Origin of the sequence: uncultured Brevundimonas sp. (assembly GCF_963977465.1) — a bacterium.
Lineage (GTDB): Bacteria > Pseudomonadota > Alphaproteobacteria > Caulobacterales > Caulobacteraceae > Brevundimonas.
The window spans coordinates 319,335-335,309 of record NZ_CAXBOQ010000003.1 but is presented as its reverse complement, the minus strand read 5'-3'; the positions used below and the strand labels follow the sequence as shown (position 1 = coordinate 335,309).

The 15,975-nt window shown below is 68.5% G+C and carries 12 protein-coding genes; 2 read left to right on the top strand and 10 right to left on the bottom strand.

Going from position 1 to position 15,975, the window contains the following annotated elements:
- Window positions 1–247: 247 nt before the first annotated feature.
- Window positions 248–2,938, bottom strand: a complete 2,691-nt coding sequence (ppdK, locus tag AAC067_RS08595) for a pyruvate, phosphate dikinase (RefSeq protein WP_339931508.1) — start codon at window positions 2,936–2,938, stop codon at window positions 248–250.
- 157 nt (window positions 2,939–3,095) lie between these two features.
- The gene (locus AAC067_RS08590) at window positions 3,096–3,962 is read right to left on the bottom strand and encodes a hypothetical protein (RefSeq protein ID WP_339931506.1); all 867 of its coding nucleotides are present in this window, start codon (window positions 3,960–3,962) and stop codon (window positions 3,096–3,098) included.
- An 88-nt stretch (window positions 3,963–4,050) separates the two neighbouring features.
- On the opposite strand from AAC067_RS08590, the gene AAC067_RS08585 reads away from it, so the two are divergent.
- Window positions 4,051–5,346: an SLC13 family permease gene (locus AAC067_RS08585; protein WP_339931504.1), complete on the top strand. Its 1,296-nt coding sequence runs from the start codon at window positions 4,051–4,053 to the stop codon at window positions 5,344–5,346.
- Between the two features lie 21 nt (window positions 5,347–5,367).
- Here the strand turns inward: AAC067_RS08585 and AAC067_RS08580 are convergent, their stop codons facing one another.
- The 4 genes from AAC067_RS08580 to AAC067_RS08565 all read right to left on the bottom strand — a co-directional run bounded on the left by AAC067_RS08580 (window position 5,368) and on the right by AAC067_RS08565 (window position 9,586).
- Window positions 5,368–5,826 (bottom strand): DUF3592 domain-containing protein, encoded by a 459-nt coding sequence (locus AAC067_RS08580; RefSeq protein WP_339931502.1) that lies wholly within the window; start codon window positions 5,824–5,826, stop codon window positions 5,368–5,370.
- A 243-nt stretch (window positions 5,827–6,069) separates the two neighbouring features.
- On the bottom strand, window positions 6,070–8,193 hold the full coding sequence (gene glyS, locus AAC067_RS08575; RefSeq protein WP_339931501.1) for a glycine--tRNA ligase subunit beta: 2,124 nt from the start codon (window positions 8,191–8,193) through the stop codon (window positions 6,070–6,072).
- Window positions 8,193–8,687, bottom strand: coding sequence for an endonuclease domain-containing protein (locus AAC067_RS08570; RefSeq protein WP_339931499.1), 495 nt, complete (start codon window positions 8,685–8,687; stop codon window positions 8,193–8,195). Before AAC067_RS08570 ends, glyS begins: the two co-directional genes overlap by 1 nt.
- Entirely contained in the window at window positions 8,684–9,586 is a 903-nt protein-coding gene (locus AAC067_RS08565; RefSeq protein ID WP_339931497.1) for a glycine--tRNA ligase subunit alpha, read from the bottom strand. Before AAC067_RS08565 ends, AAC067_RS08570 begins: the two co-directional genes overlap by 4 nt.
- A gap of 118 nt (window positions 9,587–9,704) precedes the next feature.
- On the opposite strand from AAC067_RS08565, the gene AAC067_RS08560 reads away from it, so the two are divergent.
- Window positions 9,705–10,442 carry a polysaccharide deacetylase family protein gene (locus tag AAC067_RS08560; protein WP_339931496.1) on the top strand — a complete coding sequence of 246 codons (738 nt, stop codon included), beginning with the start codon at window positions 9,705–9,707 and terminating at the stop codon, window positions 10,440–10,442.
- Between the two features lie 8 nt (window positions 10,443–10,450).
- Here the strand turns inward: AAC067_RS08560 and AAC067_RS08555 are convergent, their stop codons facing one another.
- Genes AAC067_RS08555 through AAC067_RS08540 form a run of 4 tightly spaced genes read right to left on the bottom strand, consistent with a single transcriptional unit; the run spans window position 10,451 to window position 15,862 of the window.
- A complete protein-coding gene (locus AAC067_RS08555; protein WP_339931494.1) occupies window positions 10,451–11,374 on the bottom strand; it encodes a hypothetical protein in 924 nt (307 codons plus the stop codon).
- A gap of 55 nt (window positions 11,375–11,429) precedes the next feature.
- Complete coding sequence (locus AAC067_RS08550) at window positions 11,430–12,296, bottom strand: 4-(cytidine 5'-diphospho)-2-C-methyl-D-erythritol kinase (protein ID WP_339931492.1); 867 nt, start codon at window positions 12,294–12,296, stop codon at window positions 11,430–11,432.
- A gap of 6 nt (window positions 12,297–12,302) precedes the next feature.
- Window positions 12,303–14,153: a tetratricopeptide repeat protein gene (locus AAC067_RS08545; RefSeq protein ID WP_339931491.1), complete on the bottom strand. Its 1,851-nt coding sequence runs from the start codon at window positions 14,151–14,153 to the stop codon at window positions 12,303–12,305.
- Between the two features lie 56 nt (window positions 14,154–14,209).
- Window positions 14,210–15,862 (bottom strand): electron transfer flavoprotein-ubiquinone oxidoreductase, encoded by a 1,653-nt coding sequence (locus tag AAC067_RS08540; RefSeq protein ID WP_339931730.1) that lies wholly within the window; start codon window positions 15,860–15,862, stop codon window positions 14,210–14,212.
- Between the last annotated feature and the right edge of the window lie 113 nt (window positions 15,863–15,975).

Sequence of the window (15,975 nt, the reverse complement as noted above, 5' to 3'; positions counted from 1 at the left end):
TGTGGTGACCCGATTGATCACCGCCCCCATCCAGCGAAAGCTCAAATGGGTAGCATCCGCGGCAGTTCCAAGGCCGTTTTATTACGGAAGCTTAACCGTGGAATAAAGGACACAGACGGCGATACGCCAACCATGACTTTAATTTGACCAACGATTACTTGGACGTCATCCAGGTTAACGGAAAGGCAGACACCCCCAGCCGGTGCGCGCCACGGCCCCGCGCGGCAGGCGGCCGCCGGTGCGGGGTCTAACGGTCGGTTTCGCGCGCCTCTTCGCCGCGCGAAACCAGGGCCGCCTGGGCCGCGGCCAGCCGGGCGATCGGCACGCGGTAGGGCGAACAGCTGACGTAGTCGAGGCCCAGGGTTTCACAGAAGGCGATGGAGGCAGGATCGCCCCCGTGTTCGCCACAGATGCCGATCTTGATGTCAGGGCTGACGGCGCGACCGCGTTCGCCGGCGATGCGGATCAGGTCACCGACGCCTTCCTGATCGAGCCGCACAAACGGGTCGGCCTCGAAGATGCCCTTGTCCATATAGGCCTGCAGGAAGTTGGCGGAATCGTCACGGCTGATGCCGAAGGTGGTCTGGGTCAGGTCGTTGGTGCCGAACGAGAAGAATTCGGCGTATTCTGCCAGGTCGCCGGCGCGCAGCGCGGCGCGCGGCAACTCGATCATGGTGCCGACCAGATAGTCGACCCGGTCGCCGGCCTCGGCGAACACAGCCTCGGCGGTGCGATCGGTCAGCTCGCGCAGATATTTCATCTCCAGACCCATGGCGACCAGCGGATGCATGATCTCGGGGATCGGGGCCTCGGCTGCGGTCTTCTTCACCTGCAGGGCGGCCTCGAGAATGGCGCGCACCTGCATCTCGTAGATCTCGGGATAGGCCACGCCCAGCCGGCAGCCGCGATGGCCCAGCATGGGGTTGGTCTCGTGCAGCTCGCGGGCCCGCCGCTTCAGCTTGGCGGCGTCGAGGCCCGAGGTCGCGGCGAGGGCGTCGATATCCGCGTCATTGTGCGGAATGAATTCGTGCAGGGGCGGGTCCAGCAGGCGAACGGTGACCGGCAGGCCCGCCATGATTTCGAACAGCTCGACGAAATCGGCCTTCTGGAACGGGGCGATCTTGGCGAGGGCGAGGCGGCGGCCCTGTTCATCGTCGGCCAGGATCATCTCGCGCACGGCGGCGATGCGGGCGTCGTCGAAGAACATATGTTCGGTACGACAAAGGCCTATGCCCTCGGCCCCGAAGCCGCGGGCGGTGCGGGCGTCCAGCGGCGTCTCGGCGTTGGCACGGACCTTCAGGCGGCGAACCGCGTCGGCCCAGCCCATCAGGGTCTGGAAGTCCCCGGTCAGCTCGGGCTCGATCATGTCTACCGCACCATCGAGAACCTCACCCTTCGAGCCGTCGATGGTGATGACCTCACCCGCCTTGAAGGTGCGGCCGCGGGCGGTGAAGGTGCCGCCGCGTTCGTCGATGGCGATTTCCCCGGCCCCCGAGACGCAGGGGCGGCCCATGCCGCGCGCCACCACGGCGGCGTGGCTGGTCATGCCGCCCCGGGCGGTGACGATGCCCCGAGCCGCGTGCATGCCGCGGATGTCCTCGGGGCTGGTTTCCTCGCGCACGAGGATGACGGCGTCGCCCAGCTGGGACATGCGCTCGGCCTCGTCGGCGTCGAACACGATCTTGCCGGTGGCGGCCCCGGGTGAGGCCGGCAGGCCGGTGGCGACCACATGGCGGACGCCGTTCGGGTCCAGCGCCGGGTGCAGAAGCTGGTCGAGGGCGGAGGGATCGACCCGGCTGATGGCCTCGTCGCGGCTGATGACGCCTTCGGCGGCCAGGTCGACGGCGATCTTCAGGGCCGACTTGCCGGTGCGCTTGCCGTTGCGGGTCTGCAGCATCCACAGCCGGCCCTGTTCGACCGTGAACTCGATATCCTGCATGTCGCGATAGTGGGTTTCGAGCTTGCCGATGACCTCGACGAATTCGGCGAACACCGCCGGCATCGCCTCTTCCATCGACAGGGCCGTCTCGCCCATTTCCTCGCGCCCGGCCTTGGTCAGCGACTGGGGCGTGCGGATGCCGGCCACGACGTCCTCGCCCTGGGCGTTGATCAGGAATTCGCCGTACAGCCGGGCTTCACCGGTCGACGGGTTGCGGGTGAAGGCCACGCCGGTGGCCGAGGTCTGGCCCATATTGCCGAACACCATCGACTGGACGGTGACCGCCGTGCCCCAGCTCTCGGGGATGTCGTGCATGCGGCGATAGAATTTGGCGCGTTCGTTCATCCAGCTGTCGAACACGGCCGAGACCGCGCCCCACAGCTGGTCCTGTGGATCCTGCGGGAAGGGCTGGCCCAGACGGTCCTCGACCACGGCCTTGTATTCGGTGACGACCTTTTCCCAGTCGTCGGCACTCAGATCGGTGTCGACGGTGACGCCGAGACGCTGCTTGTGGTCGTCCAGCACCTCTTCAAAATCGTCGTGGCTGAGGCCGAGGACGACGTTCGAATACATGGTGATGAAGCGGCGGTAGCTGTCGAAGGCGAAGCGGCGGTCGCCGGACAGGGTGGCCAGGCCCTCGACGGTTTCGTCGTTGAGGCCCAGATTCAGGACCGTGTCCATCATCCCCGGCATCGAGGCGCGGGCCCCGGAGCGGACGCTGACCAGCAGCGGGTTGGCGGCGTCACCGAAGCGCTTGCCGGTGATCTTTTCGACCTTCTCCAGCCCGGCCCTGACCTGACCGGCCAAGGCGTCGGGATAGGTCTGCCCCTTGCTGAAATAGTGGACGCAGGCCTCGGTGGTGATGGTGAAGCCGGGCGGGACCGGCAGGCCCAGCGAGGACATCTCGGCGAGGTTGGCCCCCTTGCCGCCGAGAAGGTTCTTCAACGATGAGGCCCCGTCGGCGGAACCGCCACCGAAACCGTACACCCACTGAGTCATATCCAGCCCCTGAGCCGTGGTCTGTCTGAGGCGGAACCGGAAGGCCCGCCCGTCCCGGCCTGACTAGCGTGCTGCGACCGCGAAGGCGAGGCCGGGGTCGTAACAAAGCGTGAGCCCGCGTGTCGTTCCCGGATTGAGGTCGGACGGGCGGTGCGGATCAGCCCTTGCGCCACTCGCCGAGAGCCGTGCCGGTGGCGCTTTCAAAGGCGACCCGGTCCAGCTGGACGGCAGCAATGCAGACCGGGCGTTGGTCCGGACCGGAGGCGCGGCAACCGATAGCGCGACCACCGGGGAAGCCGACGACGCGGCCTTCCAGCACCAGACGATAGCCGTCTTCGGGCGCGACCAGCGGCCGGTCACCCTCGGCCCGCACCGTATAGCGATAGGCCCGGCCGTTGCGCTGGGCCAGACGGGAACTGCCTTTGGCGAACACGGCGGCGAGGCCGACGGTCTGGGCCGACGGCGCGGCGCTGGTGCCCTGCAGCGGATCACGACGCACGGCCGGGCAGGCGTCGGTCGCCAGCCACGGACGCGGGGCCCAGAAGCCCTCGACGGTTTCCCAGGCAGCCTCGGCCCCGGCCCCGGCGATCAGGGCTGAATCGAGCCATTCCCCGGGGGTCAGGCTCAGCTGGATGGATTTGTGATCCGGGCCCCAGGTCGCCCGGGGCAGGCCGTCGATCTCGGCGGCGGACGCGGGCACGGCCAGGGGACCGCCGCAGCCGAAGGCCATGCGGACGGCAAAGGGGCGACCAACCAGCGGATCGCTGCCGGACGGCGTTTCGCCGGCGGCATAGGTCGAGGCGGCGCGGGCGGCGGCCGCCAGAATGTCGGCGCGGGTCAGCGGTGGTGCCCCGGCCGGCAGGGTCGGCGTCACGACAACCGGTGTCTCGGGCACCTCGGCCGGGGGTGTCTCGGCCGGCTTTTCCTTGGGGCCACACTGGGCCAGCAGCAGGCCCGCGGCGATCGCGGTGACAACGACGCCGAGCTTGCGACGATGAAGCGGAGACACATTCAGACGAGGCATGGATCGGCCATAACACAAAAACGCTATCGCGGTGACGACATCGGCCGAAAAGGTTGACGCCAGCCGCCCGGGGGGGTCTGCACAGGTTATGAGTTTCGATCAGATCGCGGCGCTTGTCGTCCTGGTAGCGGTGGTCGGGGTCCTGATCCACGGCAAGGTGCGTTCTGACGTCGCCGCCCTGTCGGCGGCCGCGGCCCTGTTGCTGCTGGGCGTGATCCGCCCGGTCGAGGTGCAGGGGGCCTTCGCCAGTCCCGCCGTCATCGCCCTCGCCTGTCTGTTCGTCCTGGCCTACGCCATCGAGCTGACCGGCCTGATGGGGCTGCTGATCCGGCAGGCCACCGTCCTGTGCGCCAAGATGGGCAAGCTGGGTCTGTGGCTGGTCATCATCCTGTGCGGCGCAGCCTCGGCCTTTCTCAACAACACCCCGATCGTGGTGCTGGCCGCGCCGGTGGTGCGCGATGTCGCCACCTCGCTGAGTCTGTCGCCCAAGCGGTTCCTGATTCCGCTCAGCTACATCGCCATCATGGGCGGGGCCTGTACGCTGATCGGCACCTCGACCAACCTGCTGGTCAACGACATGGCCCGCAACGCCGGCCAGCCGGTGTTCGGCATGTTCGAGATCACCCCGGTGGCGCTGATCATCGCCGCGGTCGGCGGGGCCTATCTGTTTTTCTTCGGCAGCCGGCTGCTGGCCGACGGGGTCGACGACGGCGAGGGCGAGGGTCCGCACGAGCAGACCGGTGACGGCATGCTGGGCGATCTGAAGCTGTTCGCCGTCGACCGGCCGTTCCGGCCCCGCCAGGCCATGGTCGCCATGGGGGTGTTCGTCGCGGTGATCGGTGCCGCCGCCCTGGGTATCGCCCCGATCGCCGCCTCGGCCTTCGCCGGGGCGGTGATCCTGATCCTGATGCGGATCATCACACCCGAGGAGGCCTATGCCGGCCTGCGCCCCGAGGTGCTGCTGCTGATCGCCGGCATGGTGGTCGTCGGCCTGGCGATCGAGGTCACCGGTCTGGCCGCCGCGGGCACCGAATTGCTGATCGACTTCATCCGGCCGCTGGGCCCGTGGGCCGCCCTGGCCATCCTGTACGGGGTGACGCTGTTCGCCACCGAACTGCTGTCCAACGCCGCGGTGGCCGTGCTGATCACCCCGGTGGCGGTGGCGCTGGCCGAGAGCCTGGGCGTTGATCCGCGGCCGTTCCTGATCGGGGTGATGATGGCCGCCAGCGCCGCCTTCGCCACGCCGTTCGGCTATCAGACCAATGTGCTCGTCTTCCAGGTCGGCAAGTACAAATACATGGATTTCGTCAAGGTTGGGGTGCCGCTGAACATCGTCACCTGGATCGCCGGCGTCGCCACCATCCCGCTGTTCTTCCCGTTCTGAAACCGGTCGCCGGCCGGGGTGTCAGTGGGCCGTCACCCAGACCCCGGCGACCAGCAACGCCAGGCCGATCGCGGTGATGATCAGCGGCGTGATCCGCGACGGTCGCCGCACCTCAAGCACCGCATCGCCAGGGTCGTCGGGATTGTAGCGGACCCGCACCGTCGCCCCGGTCGGATAGCGGTCAACGATGGCCTGGACCGCCAGCAGCCGGGTGTGCGGATCGATGCCGTGAAAGGCGATGCGCTCGCAGTTGTAGGGCCTGCCGTCGACGACATAGCGATAGGCGACATTGGCGAAATAGCGGATGTGCTCGTCCCCGTCCGTGGTCGTGGCCGGGCTTTCCTGATAGCGCGAGGCGGTGATCGTGCCGGTCACGCGGGGCCACAGCGCCGCGGTCTCGGACCGGCCCAGCGCCAGGCGATAGTAGATCCACGCCCCGGCGATGACGATCAGGGCCAGTGCGACCATGCCCATACCCATCGACGATCTTCCTCTGACTGAACCGATACCAGTCCGGAGATTGGGCGCAGGAGCGACGCTTGACCAGTCCCTGCGTCCTTCTCCCCTTGCGGGAGAAGGTGGCAGCCGAAGGCTGACGGATGAGGGGTTTCCCGGACGGCGAGAGTGAGCGGCCGGAGCTGTCCCTTCCCCGGGGCCGCCGGTGTGACCCCTCATCCGCCCCTTCGGGGCACCTTCTCCCGCAAGGGGAGAAGGAAGACGGGGCTACCCCGCGATCATCCCGAAGTCGGCGACGCGACCCATGACGTCGCGGACCTGGCCGAGCAGTTTCAGGCGGTTAGCGCGTTCCTCGGGCACGTCGGAATTGACCATCACGTCGGTGAAGAAGGTGTCGACCGGGCCGCGCAGGCGCGACAGGGCGGTCATGGCGGCGGCGAAATCCTCGGCCGCGAGGGCGGTGTCGACATCGGCGCGGGCGGCGATGACGGCATAGGCCAGGGCGGTTTCGGCGGCGGGCTCACCGGCCAGTCCGGCCTGACGTTCGCCGGTCGGCAGCGGGCCCTTCTTTTCTTCGGCGCGCAGGATGTTGGCGGCGCGCTTGTTGCCGGCCAGCAGATTGGCCCCGTCGTCGGTGGCGAGGAAGACGTCCAGCGCCTCGATCAGGGCGCGACTGGCAACGTAGTCGTTGACCCCGTAGGCGATCACGGCCGCCGCGACGTCATGGCGTCGCCCTTCATCCCGGAACATCACTTTCAGGCGATCGGAAACGAAATAGTTCAGATCGTTGGCCACGTCCTGGGGGTCGACGTCGGTAGCGGGCCTTACGCGCTCACAGGCGTTCATCGCCACCTCCATAAAGTTCAGACGCACACCGGACTCAAAGACCAGTCTGAGAAATCCCAGAGCCGCGCGGCGCAGGGCGAACGGGTCCTTCGAACCCGTCGGCTTTTCGTCGATGGCGAAGAAGCCGACCAGGGTGTCGAGCTTGTCGGCCAGGGCCACGGCCACCGTCAGGGGGGCGGTCGGCACGGAGTCGGCGGGGCCCTGGGGCTTGTAGTGGTCGCGGACGGCGTCGGCGATGGCGTTTCGTCTCCCTTCCCCCTCGAGGGGAAGGGCTCTTGCATAATACCCCCCCATCACGCCCTGCAGTTCGGGGAATTCCCCGACCATGGCGCTGGCCAGATCGGCCTTGGCCAGTCGCGCGGCCTGCTCGGCCTGATCCGGGTCAGCCCCGACCAGCGGGGCGATCTCGCGGGCGAGGGCGGCGATGCGCTCGACGCGCTCGGCCAGCGTGCCGAGCTTGGCGTGGAAGGTGACGCCTTCCAGTTTCCTGGCCCAGACGTCGAAGCCGGTCTTCAGGTCCTCGTCCCAGAAGAAGCGGGCGTCGTCGAGACGGGCCGACAGGACGCGGCTGTTGCCGGCGGCCAGGGCGCTGCCGCCGTCGGTCGCCTCGACATTGGCGACGACGAGGAAATGGGGAGCCAATGGAGCGCGGACCTTCAGGTCCGCCTGTGCGGCCGGCGCGGCGTCGCGGACCTGAAGGTCCGCGGTCCGGCGGACGGCGAAATATTTCTGGTGCACCTTCATCGACAGCCGGACCACCTCCGGCGGCAGGCTGAGGAAGGCGGGGTCCATGTCGCCGAGGATCGGGGTCGGCCATTCGGCCAGGCCGGCGACCTCGTCCAGCAGGCCGTCGTCGTCGACCAGTTCCAGCCCGCGGGCGTGGCAGGTGGCTTTCGCCGCCTCGAGGATATGCAGACGGCGTTCGGCGGCGTCGAGGATGACGAAATGGTCGCGCAGCTTGTGGCGATAGTCGGCGAAGTCGCGCACCGCGAACGGCTTGGCCCCGCCCATAAAGCGGTGGCCCTCGGTGACGTTGTCGCTCTGGATGCCGTCGATCTCGAACGGCACCACATGGCCGTCGAACAGGGCGACGATCCGCTTCAGCGGCCGGACCCAGCGCAGGGTGCCGGAGCCCCAGCGCATCGATTTGGGCCACGGAAAGCCGCGCACGATCTGGTCGACCATGCCGGCGACAACATCGGTGGTGCGCACGCCCTTTGAGGCGATCACGGCGAACCAGACACCGTCGCGGTCGGTCAGTTGATCCTTGCTCAGGCCGGTCTTGCGCAGGAAGCCGTCCAGCGCCTGGTCCGGGGCCGAGGTGCGGGGACCCTTGAGCTCTTCCTCGCGGTCCGGCGTCGCCGTCGGCAGGCCCTCGACCACCAGGGTCAGGCGACGCGGTCCGGCGAAGGTGGTCAGGGCGTCCCAGGTCAGGCCGGCGGCCTTGAGGCGGTCGGCGGCCATGCGTTCGAGATCACGCGCCGCCCCGGCCTGCATCCGGGCGGGGATTTCTTCGGAGAAGAGTTCGATGAGGAGTTGGGGCATTACCGGACGTCGTACCGTGGTGCTCCCTTCCCCCTGGAGGGGGGAAGGGCTGGGGATGGGGGTGGTGTCGTCGCCGCGACGATCTGTTCGACCACGGCCATCAGCTCGTCGCGGACCTGCTTCTCCGGGAAGCGGACGACACGGTAGCCATTGTCATTGAGCCAGCGGGTGCGCGCGGCGTCGGAGATCTGACGATCCGGCAGATCGTGGAATGGGCCATCGACTTCGATCACCAGCCGAGAGGCAAGGTGGGCGAAGTCGGCGATGAAGCGGCCAATCGGAGCCTGCCGGCGGAAATTCATCTTCCGCTTCCGCAGTGCTTCCCACAGCAGGCGTTCGGCGAGGGTCTGTTCGCGACGCAGGCGGCGGGCGCGGGCGGTACCACCGGGCGCGATCCGGGTCGGCCGGGCGGCGGCGGAACCGGCGCCACCCCCATCCCCGGCCCTTCCCCCCTCCAGGGGGAAGGGGGCGCTATGGCGACCGTCGATGTTCACGCGCTCGCTCGCTCTTGCTCGACGTAAGCCGTCGCACAGGCCTTACACAGGTCCCGGATGCGGCCGATGTAGCTCTGGCGTTCGGCGACGGCGATGGCGCCGCGGGCGTCCATCAGGTTGAACAGGTGGCTGGCCTTGAGCACCTGATCGTAGGCGGGCAGGACCAGGGCCTGGTCCTGCGGGCCCTTCATCGCCAGGAAGCGTTCGACCTCGGCGACCATGTCCTCGAAGCGGCGCTTGAGGCCGTCGACGTCATAGCCGTGGAAATTGGCCTCGGACTGCTGGCGTTCGTTCTCGAGGAAGACCTCGCCGTAGGTGACCGGCTTTTCCCCGTTCATGCCCTTGGCGAAGACGAGATCGTAAACGCTGTCGACGCCCTGGACATACATGGCCAGACGCTCCAGCCCGTAGGTCAGTTCGCCCGAGACGACGTCGACCTCGATGCCGCCGACGCCCTGGAAATAGGTGAACTGGGTCACCTCCATGCCGTCGCACCAGACTTCCCAGCCCAGCCCCCAGGCCCCGACGGTGGGGTTCTCCCAGTCGTCCTCGACGAAGCGGATGTCGTGCAGTTTCGGATCGATGCCGATGGCCGCCAGCGAGCCGAGATAGAGGTCCTGAAGGTTATCGGGGTTGGGCTTCAGGATCACCTGGAATTGGTAATAGTGCTGGAGGCGGTTGGGATTTTCGCCATAGCGGCCGTCACCGGGGCGGCGGCTGGGCTGGACATAGGCGGCCTTCCACGGGCGCGGGCCCAGCGCGCGCAGCACGGTGGCGGGGTGCAGGGTGCCGGCCCCGACCTCGATGTCATAGGGCTGAAGCAGGGCACAGCCCTGGTCGCCCCAGTATTTCTGAAGCGTCAGGATCAGGTCCTGGAAGGCGAGAGGTTCAGGGGTCACGGGGGGCTATTCGCAGTCGCAATATGAGAGGCGCGGACCCTAGACGGGCGGTGGTTTGCGGGCAAGACGAAGCCCCGCCATACCCTTCGTTAAGCGGCACCGCGCTATGATTGCGGTCATGAAGCTGATCGACCAGATGCGCCGGCGCGCCGCGCGCTATCTCGATACCGCAGCGGTGACCATCGCGCCGCCGCGCGGCGTGTTCTCACTGAGCTTCGACGACATCCCGGCCAGCGCCTGGACCGAGGCCGGGCCGATCCTCGCCGGGCACGGGATCAAGGCCACCTATTATGTCTGTGGCGGGCTGGCGGGCGCGGTCAATATGGACCGCGACCAGTACCGGGTCGAACACCTGCAGGCCCTGCACGCGGCGGGCCATGAGGTCGGCTGTCATACCTTCGGTCACACCAGCGCCCTGCGCATGAGCAGCGAAGCCCTGCGGCTGAGTCTGGACGCCAATGCAGCCTGGGTGGCGGAACGGCTGGACGGGTATCGGATGACGACCTTCGCCTGGCCGTTCGGGGACGCGACCGTGGGGGCCAAGCGGATCGTGCGCGAACGGTTCGCGCTGGGTCGTGGCGTGCGCGACGGCGTCAACGTCGGGCGCGAGGACCGGGGGCTGATCAAGAGTATCGGGCTGGAGAGCCGGCGGTTGCCGGACTACGACCTCGAGGCGCTCATGGCCGCGTCGGCGGCGGCGAAGGGCTGGCTGACGGCCTATGGCCACGACGTGTCGGACCGGCCGACCGACTATGGCTGCACGGCGGAGGATCTGGACCGGGTACTGCGGCTGGCGAAGGCGGCGGGGCTGGAGGTGCTGCCGGTCGGGGCGGCGTGGGCCAGGGTCGCGCAGTAGCGGAAACGCTACGCCGCTTCGCGCATCAGCCCGGCGGCGCGCGCGTCGGCCCATTTGATCAGGGCGGCGCGCGGGAAGGCGACGATCCACGAGCGGGCGGTGTATTCGCCGGACTCGATCAGGGCGGCGCGGGTCGTCGACCGGGTGGCGGCGCGTTCGGTGTGAATCTCGCCGGGGCCCTGATGCACCATGAAGGCACCATGTTTCAGCAGGTTGAGGCGCAGATAGGCGAGGCGTGGGCTGATCTGTTCCAGCGGCGGGTCGTAGAACCAGCTGGAGCCCAGCATGCCGGCCATGTCGGGACGACGCTTGAGGATCTCGGCGGCGGTGGCCCAGGCGCGGTCCCAGCCGGCCTCGTTGAAGTCGGACAGTTCGCGGCTCTCGGTATGAACCTCCAGCCACGGCTTCCAGGCCTGGGCGGCGGCATAGGCGGGGATCACCGACCAGCCCCAGCCCTCGCGGGCGTGGCGCACCACCTGACCGGGCCCCATCGGCGAGGACAGGTCGATCATCTGGGTGCGCGCGCCAGGCACGCTGAGCACCAGCGACAGGCGCACGTCCTTGCACCAGAAGTCGCGCTCATAGGGATCGGCGGCGGCGGTCAGGAAGTCGGCGAGACGCTGGTTCCACTCGGGGAAGAGCTCGAGCGAGGCCTGCGGCAGGTCGGCGGCCCGGACCCGGGCCGGCATTTCTAGGGCCCACAGGGCGACCAGGGCGCGGCGATGGTCGTCGGTCAGCGCAGGGCCGAAAGCAGCCTGCAGGGCGTCGTCCGCGCGCTGGCCCGGCTGTTCGAAATCCCAGTGCGGGGCCGAGGCGGCGGCGGCGGCGGCGGCGGCATCCTTGAGCGCGTGGAGCCGGGCGCGGTCACCGACCGGCACGCGGGCCAGGACGGCTTCAAAGGCGGTTTTCTGGGCGGACGACAGCGTTTCCATGCCCGAAACTCTAGCGCACACAGGTTTTCCGACCGTTAAACCGGCGCTGATCGCGTCAGCCGCCGAGGGTCGTGGCCCGGACCCACCAGTCGGGGTGCCGCTGCAGCAGGATATGCCCGGCGGCGTCCGCGGCGTCGCGCGTGTCGAACAGGGCAAAGACCGTGGCCCCGGAGCCGGACATCCGCGTCAGCCGGGCCCCCGGCAGGCGCGCGACCGCGGTCAGGGTGTCGCCGATAGCAGGCTGCAGCGCAACGGCGGCGGCCTGAAGGTCGTTCCTCTGTTCCGCCAGCCAGTCGATCACCGTGGCGCGGGACCAGTCCGGCGGCGGGGCTGGGCAGTCTGCGCCATTTGCGGGTGCAGCGTCATAGGCCCGGTAGACCGCGCCGGTCGACGACGGCACGCCCGGATTAACCAGCAGCGCCGGGAGCGGTGGCAGGCCGCGCTCGAACGTCAGGCGCTCGCCGTAACCGGTGGCCCAGGCGGAGCGGGCGTGCAGGCACATGGGGCCGTCGGCCCCGATGATACGGGCGATCCGGGCCAGCGCCTCGTCATCAAACGGCAGGTCCAGAGCCTCGCGCGCCAGCTTCAGCGCCGCGCCGGCGTCGGCCGAACCACCGCCCAGGCCGGCGGCGATCGGCAGTTGCTTGTCCAGGGTGATCCCGAGGGGCAGGTCGCCCGTGCCGGCTGCGAGTCCCAGGGCCCGCAAGGCACCCAGGACCAGATTGTCGTCCTGCCCGGCCAAGCCTGCCGCAAAGGGTCCGGTGACGTCCAGTGTCAGCCGGTCGGCGCGTGCCACGCTCAGCCGGTCACCGAGGTCGGCGAAGGCGACCAGACTGGCGAGGGGATGAAAACCGTCCGCCTCGACCGGGCCGACGTGCAGAAACAGATTGACCTTGGCCGAGGCCAGGGCGTCGCGGCGCACGGGGGTCTAGGCTCCGGTGCCCGACACCGGGACGGCGGGGGCCAGCCCCTCGGCCAGCTTGCGCTCGACCTCGGCCTGTCGCGACGCATCAGGGGTCAGGGTCAGGACCCGCTCCCACTGGAAGCCGGCCTCGCGCTGCCGACCGACCTGCCAGTAGGCGTCGCCGAGGTGGTCGTTAATCTCGGCATTGGCCGGCTCCTTGGCCACAGCCGCCTCGAGTGTGTCCACCGCAACCTCGTACTGGCCCTGGCGGTACTGGGCCCAGCCGAGCGAGTCCTGGATATTACCGTTGGTAGGCTCGGCTTCATGAGCCCGGGCGATCATCTCCGCGCCCTGGCTGACGCGCTTGCCACTGTCGACCCAGAGGTAGCCGAGATAGTTGAGCACGGTCGCATCGTCCGGCCGGGCCTGGAGCGCGGCCCACAGCTCGGCCTCGGCCTCGTCGACCCGCTCCAGAGATTCGTAGACGACGCCGCGCACGAAATGAATCTCGAAGGGCTGGTCTGCGGTGTTGAGCAGGGGCCCGTTCAGGAGAACCAGGGCCTCGTCATAGCGGTTCAACTGGATCAGCTGCGAGGCCAGGACATAGGCGATCTCGGCCTCGTCCGGCTCGACAGCCGCCGCCCGGCTGAACTCGGCCAGGGCGGCCTTGGAATCTTCCCCGCGCTGGAAGCTGCGGCCCATCTCCATCCGCGCCTGGGCATAGAGCGCCGGGTCGGAGTCGGCGACACGCGCCAGGGCGTCACGGGCATCGACCTCGCGGCCGGCGGCGGCCAGGGCCTGGCCGAGACGGAACCGGGTCAGGTCGGTGGGATCGAGGTTCAGGGCCAGACGCAGATAAACGGCGGCGACCTCGGCCCCGCCCTCGGTCGAGGCCTGGATGGCGGCGATGGTCAGGATGTCGGCGGCCCCGGGGCGCAGGGTCGGGGCGGCGGGGGCACGGCCCCGCGCCATAAGACGCGCCCGCCCACGGGCGACAGTCGGATCGGTGCTGCCACCGGCGATGGCGGCGTCATAGACGGCTAGGGCCTCGGCCCGGCGGCCGCGGCGCTCGAGATATTCGGCATAGGAGCGACGGAAAAGCTGCCCGCCGAGTGGGCTGGCTGTGAGGGCGGCGAAGGCGGCGTCGGCCTCGGCATACTGGCGGTGATTTTCCAGCAGCAGGGCACGGTTGTGACGAATAAACAGCGAGGTCGGATCGGTCGCGGTGGGCGACGGTTGACGCAGGGCCAGATCCCAGTTGCCGGCGGCGGCGGCGATCCACGGCTCGACATAGAGGCCGGCGCGGGCGTGCGGCTGGCCGATCGGGGCGACGCGGAGTTCAGCCAGGGCGGCGTCCGGATCGTCGTGCACGAAGGCCTGGACCACGGCGACCAGTCGTCCGGCCTCGCTGATCACCGGCGGCACGCCCTCGCCCGACGGACGCAGGCGGGCAGCCAGGTCGAGGTCGCCGGCCAGCAGGGCGGCGGTGAAGGTCTGCAACCGCACCGAGGGCTGCTCCGGCGTCAGGGCCGCGACATCGGCCAACAGGGCAGCACCGGTCTCGCCCAGTCCCCGCGACAGGGCCAGCCGCCCGGCCAGATACAGGCCGTAGGCCGATCGCCCCTGGGCGTCCCGCGGGACCGGGGCCCAGACGGTCGGGATCGGCGTGATCTCCGGCTCGACCGCCTCAACGGCCTCATCAATGTCGTCAATGTCGCCGTCGACGGGCTCCGCATCGACTGGTTCAACGGCCGCACCGGGTTCGACGACGACGGCCGGATCAACCGGAGGCCGGTCCTGGGCCGCGGCGGCCCCCGCAAGGGCTCCGACGGCAACAAAGGACAGGAGGGCGAGACGAAAGCGGAGGATATTCATGGGTCGAAACCTTGACGCTTTGCCTGCCCGCCGCAAGGGGCCTCTCCCCTTAGGGCCTACATATTGGGATAATTGGGGCCGCCACCGCCTTCGGGCGTGGTCCAGACGATATTTTGCGACGGATCCTTGATGTCGCAGGTTTTGCAGTGGACGCAGTTCTGGGCATTGATCTGGAAGCGCGGATTGGACTTGCCGTCCTCGTCGTACAGCACCTCATAGACCCCGGCCGGGCAGTAGAGCCGGGCCGGTTCGCCGTATTTGGGCAGGTTGACGGCGATGGGGATCGACGGGTCCAGCAACTTCAGATGGGCCGGCTGTTCCTCGGCATGGTTGGTGTTGGAGATGAACACCGAGCTGAGCTTGTCGAAGCTGAGCTTTCCGTCCGGCTTGGGATAGGCGATCGGCGAATGCTTCGACGCCAGTTCGGTCGAGGCGGCGTCGGTCTTGCCGTGGGCCTGGGTGCCGAACAGCGAGAATCCGCCGAACAGGGCCCCGCACCACATGTCGAACACACCGAGCGCGCCGCCGATGGTGGTGCCGTATTTCGACAACAGGGGCTTGGCGTTACGGACCGCTTTCAGCTCCTTGTGGACCCAGCTGTTGTCATAGGCGGTCTGGTATTCGACCAGGGTATCGCCCGCCCGGCCCGCGATGACGGCGTCATAGGCGGCGTCGGCGGCCAGCATGCCGGTCTTCATGGCGTTATGGCTGCCCTTGATACGGGGCACGTTGACGAACCCGGCCGAGCAGCCGATCAGCGCCCCGCCCGGGAAGGCCAGTTTCGGTACCGACTGGAAACCGCCCTCGGTGATGGCCCGCGCACCGTAGGAAATGCGGGTGCCGCCCTCCAGATGGGCGGCAATGGCCGGGTGATGCTTGAATCGCTGAAATTCGTCGAACGGCGACAGGAAGGGGTTCTTGTAGTTCAGGTGAACGACATAGCCGATGGCCACATAGCGATCGCCGAAATGGTACATGAAGCTGCCACCGCCGGTGTGCTCGTCCAGGGGCCAGCCGGTGGTGTGCTGGGCCAGGCCGGGCTGGTGCTTGTCGGCCGGGACCTGCCACAGTTCCTTGAGGCCGATGCCGTATTTCTGCGGCTGGCAGTCGGCGGCCAGCTGGTGGCGGGCCATGATGGTCTTGGCCAGCGAGCCGCGCACGCCCTCGGCGATGAAGACGTATTTGCCATGCAGTTCGATGCCGGGCTGAAAGTCGTCGGTCGGCTTGCCCTCGCGGTCGATGCCGAACACGCCGGCGACGACGCCCTTGACCCGGCCAGTCGGCTCGTCCCAGACGACGTGGCTGGCGGCCATGCCGGGATAGACCTCGACGCCCAGCGCCTCGGCCTGCTCGGCCAGCCAGCGCGACACATTGCCGAGCGAGGCGATGTAACAGCCGTCGTTGTGCATCATCGGCGGCAGGGCAAACATCGGCAGGCTCATCTGGCCCTTGGGGCTCAGCACCATGAAGCGGTCTTTGGTGACCGGGGTCTCCAGCGGCGCACCGCGGTCCTTCCAGTCGGGGAACAGCTCGTTCAGGGCCCTGGGGTCGATGACCGCGCCGGACAGGATGTGGCCGCCGATCTCGGCGCTCTTTTCCAGAACGGCGACGGAGATCTCCTTGCCGTCCTTTGCCGCCCGCTGCTTCAGGCGGATGGCGGCGGACAGGCCGGCGGGGCCACCGCCGACGATGACCACGTCATACTCCATCACCTCACGCTCGACGCCGGCCAGGGCCTCCAGCGGGGGCAGGTTGTCGATGATGGCTTCCTGCGCCGTGTTGACGGCACCGCCCTCGATCGCTTGCTCGGCCATACCGCTTC

What these genes read in the sequence shown, in the direction of transcription:
- ppdK (WP_339931508.1), bottom strand. Translation starts at nt 2,938, where the DNA reads ATGACTCAGTGGGTGTACGGTTTCGGTGGCGGTTCCGCCGACGGGGCC.
- AAC067_RS08590 (WP_339931506.1), bottom strand. Translation starts at nt 3,962, where the DNA reads ATGCCTCGTCTGAATGTGTCTCCGCTTCATCGTCGCAAGCTCGGCGTC.
- AAC067_RS08585 (WP_339931504.1), top strand. Translation starts at nt 4,051, where the DNA reads ATGAGTTTCGATCAGATCGCGGCGCTTGTCGTCCTGGTAGCGGTGGTC.
- AAC067_RS08580 (WP_339931502.1), bottom strand. Translation starts at nt 5,826, where the DNA reads ATGGGTATGGGCATGGTCGCACTGGCCCTGATCGTCATCGCCGGGGCG.
- glyS (WP_339931501.1), bottom strand. Translation starts at nt 8,193, where the DNA reads ATGCCCCAACTCCTCATCGAACTCTTCTCCGAAGAAATCCCCGCCCGG.
- AAC067_RS08560 (WP_339931496.1), top strand. Translation starts at nt 9,705, where the DNA reads ATGAAGCTGATCGACCAGATGCGCCGGCGCGCCGCGCGCTATCTCGAT.
- AAC067_RS08555 (WP_339931494.1), bottom strand. Translation starts at nt 11,374, where the DNA reads ATGGAAACGCTGTCGTCCGCCCAGAAAACCGCCTTTGAAGCCGTCCTG.
- AAC067_RS08545 (WP_339931491.1), bottom strand. Translation starts at nt 14,153, where the DNA reads ATGAATATCCTCCGCTTTCGTCTCGCCCTCCTGTCCTTTGTTGCCGTC.
- AAC067_RS08540 (WP_339931730.1), bottom strand. Translation starts at nt 15,862, where the DNA reads ATGGAGTATGACGTGGTCATCGTCGGCGGTGGCCCCGCCGGCCTGTCC.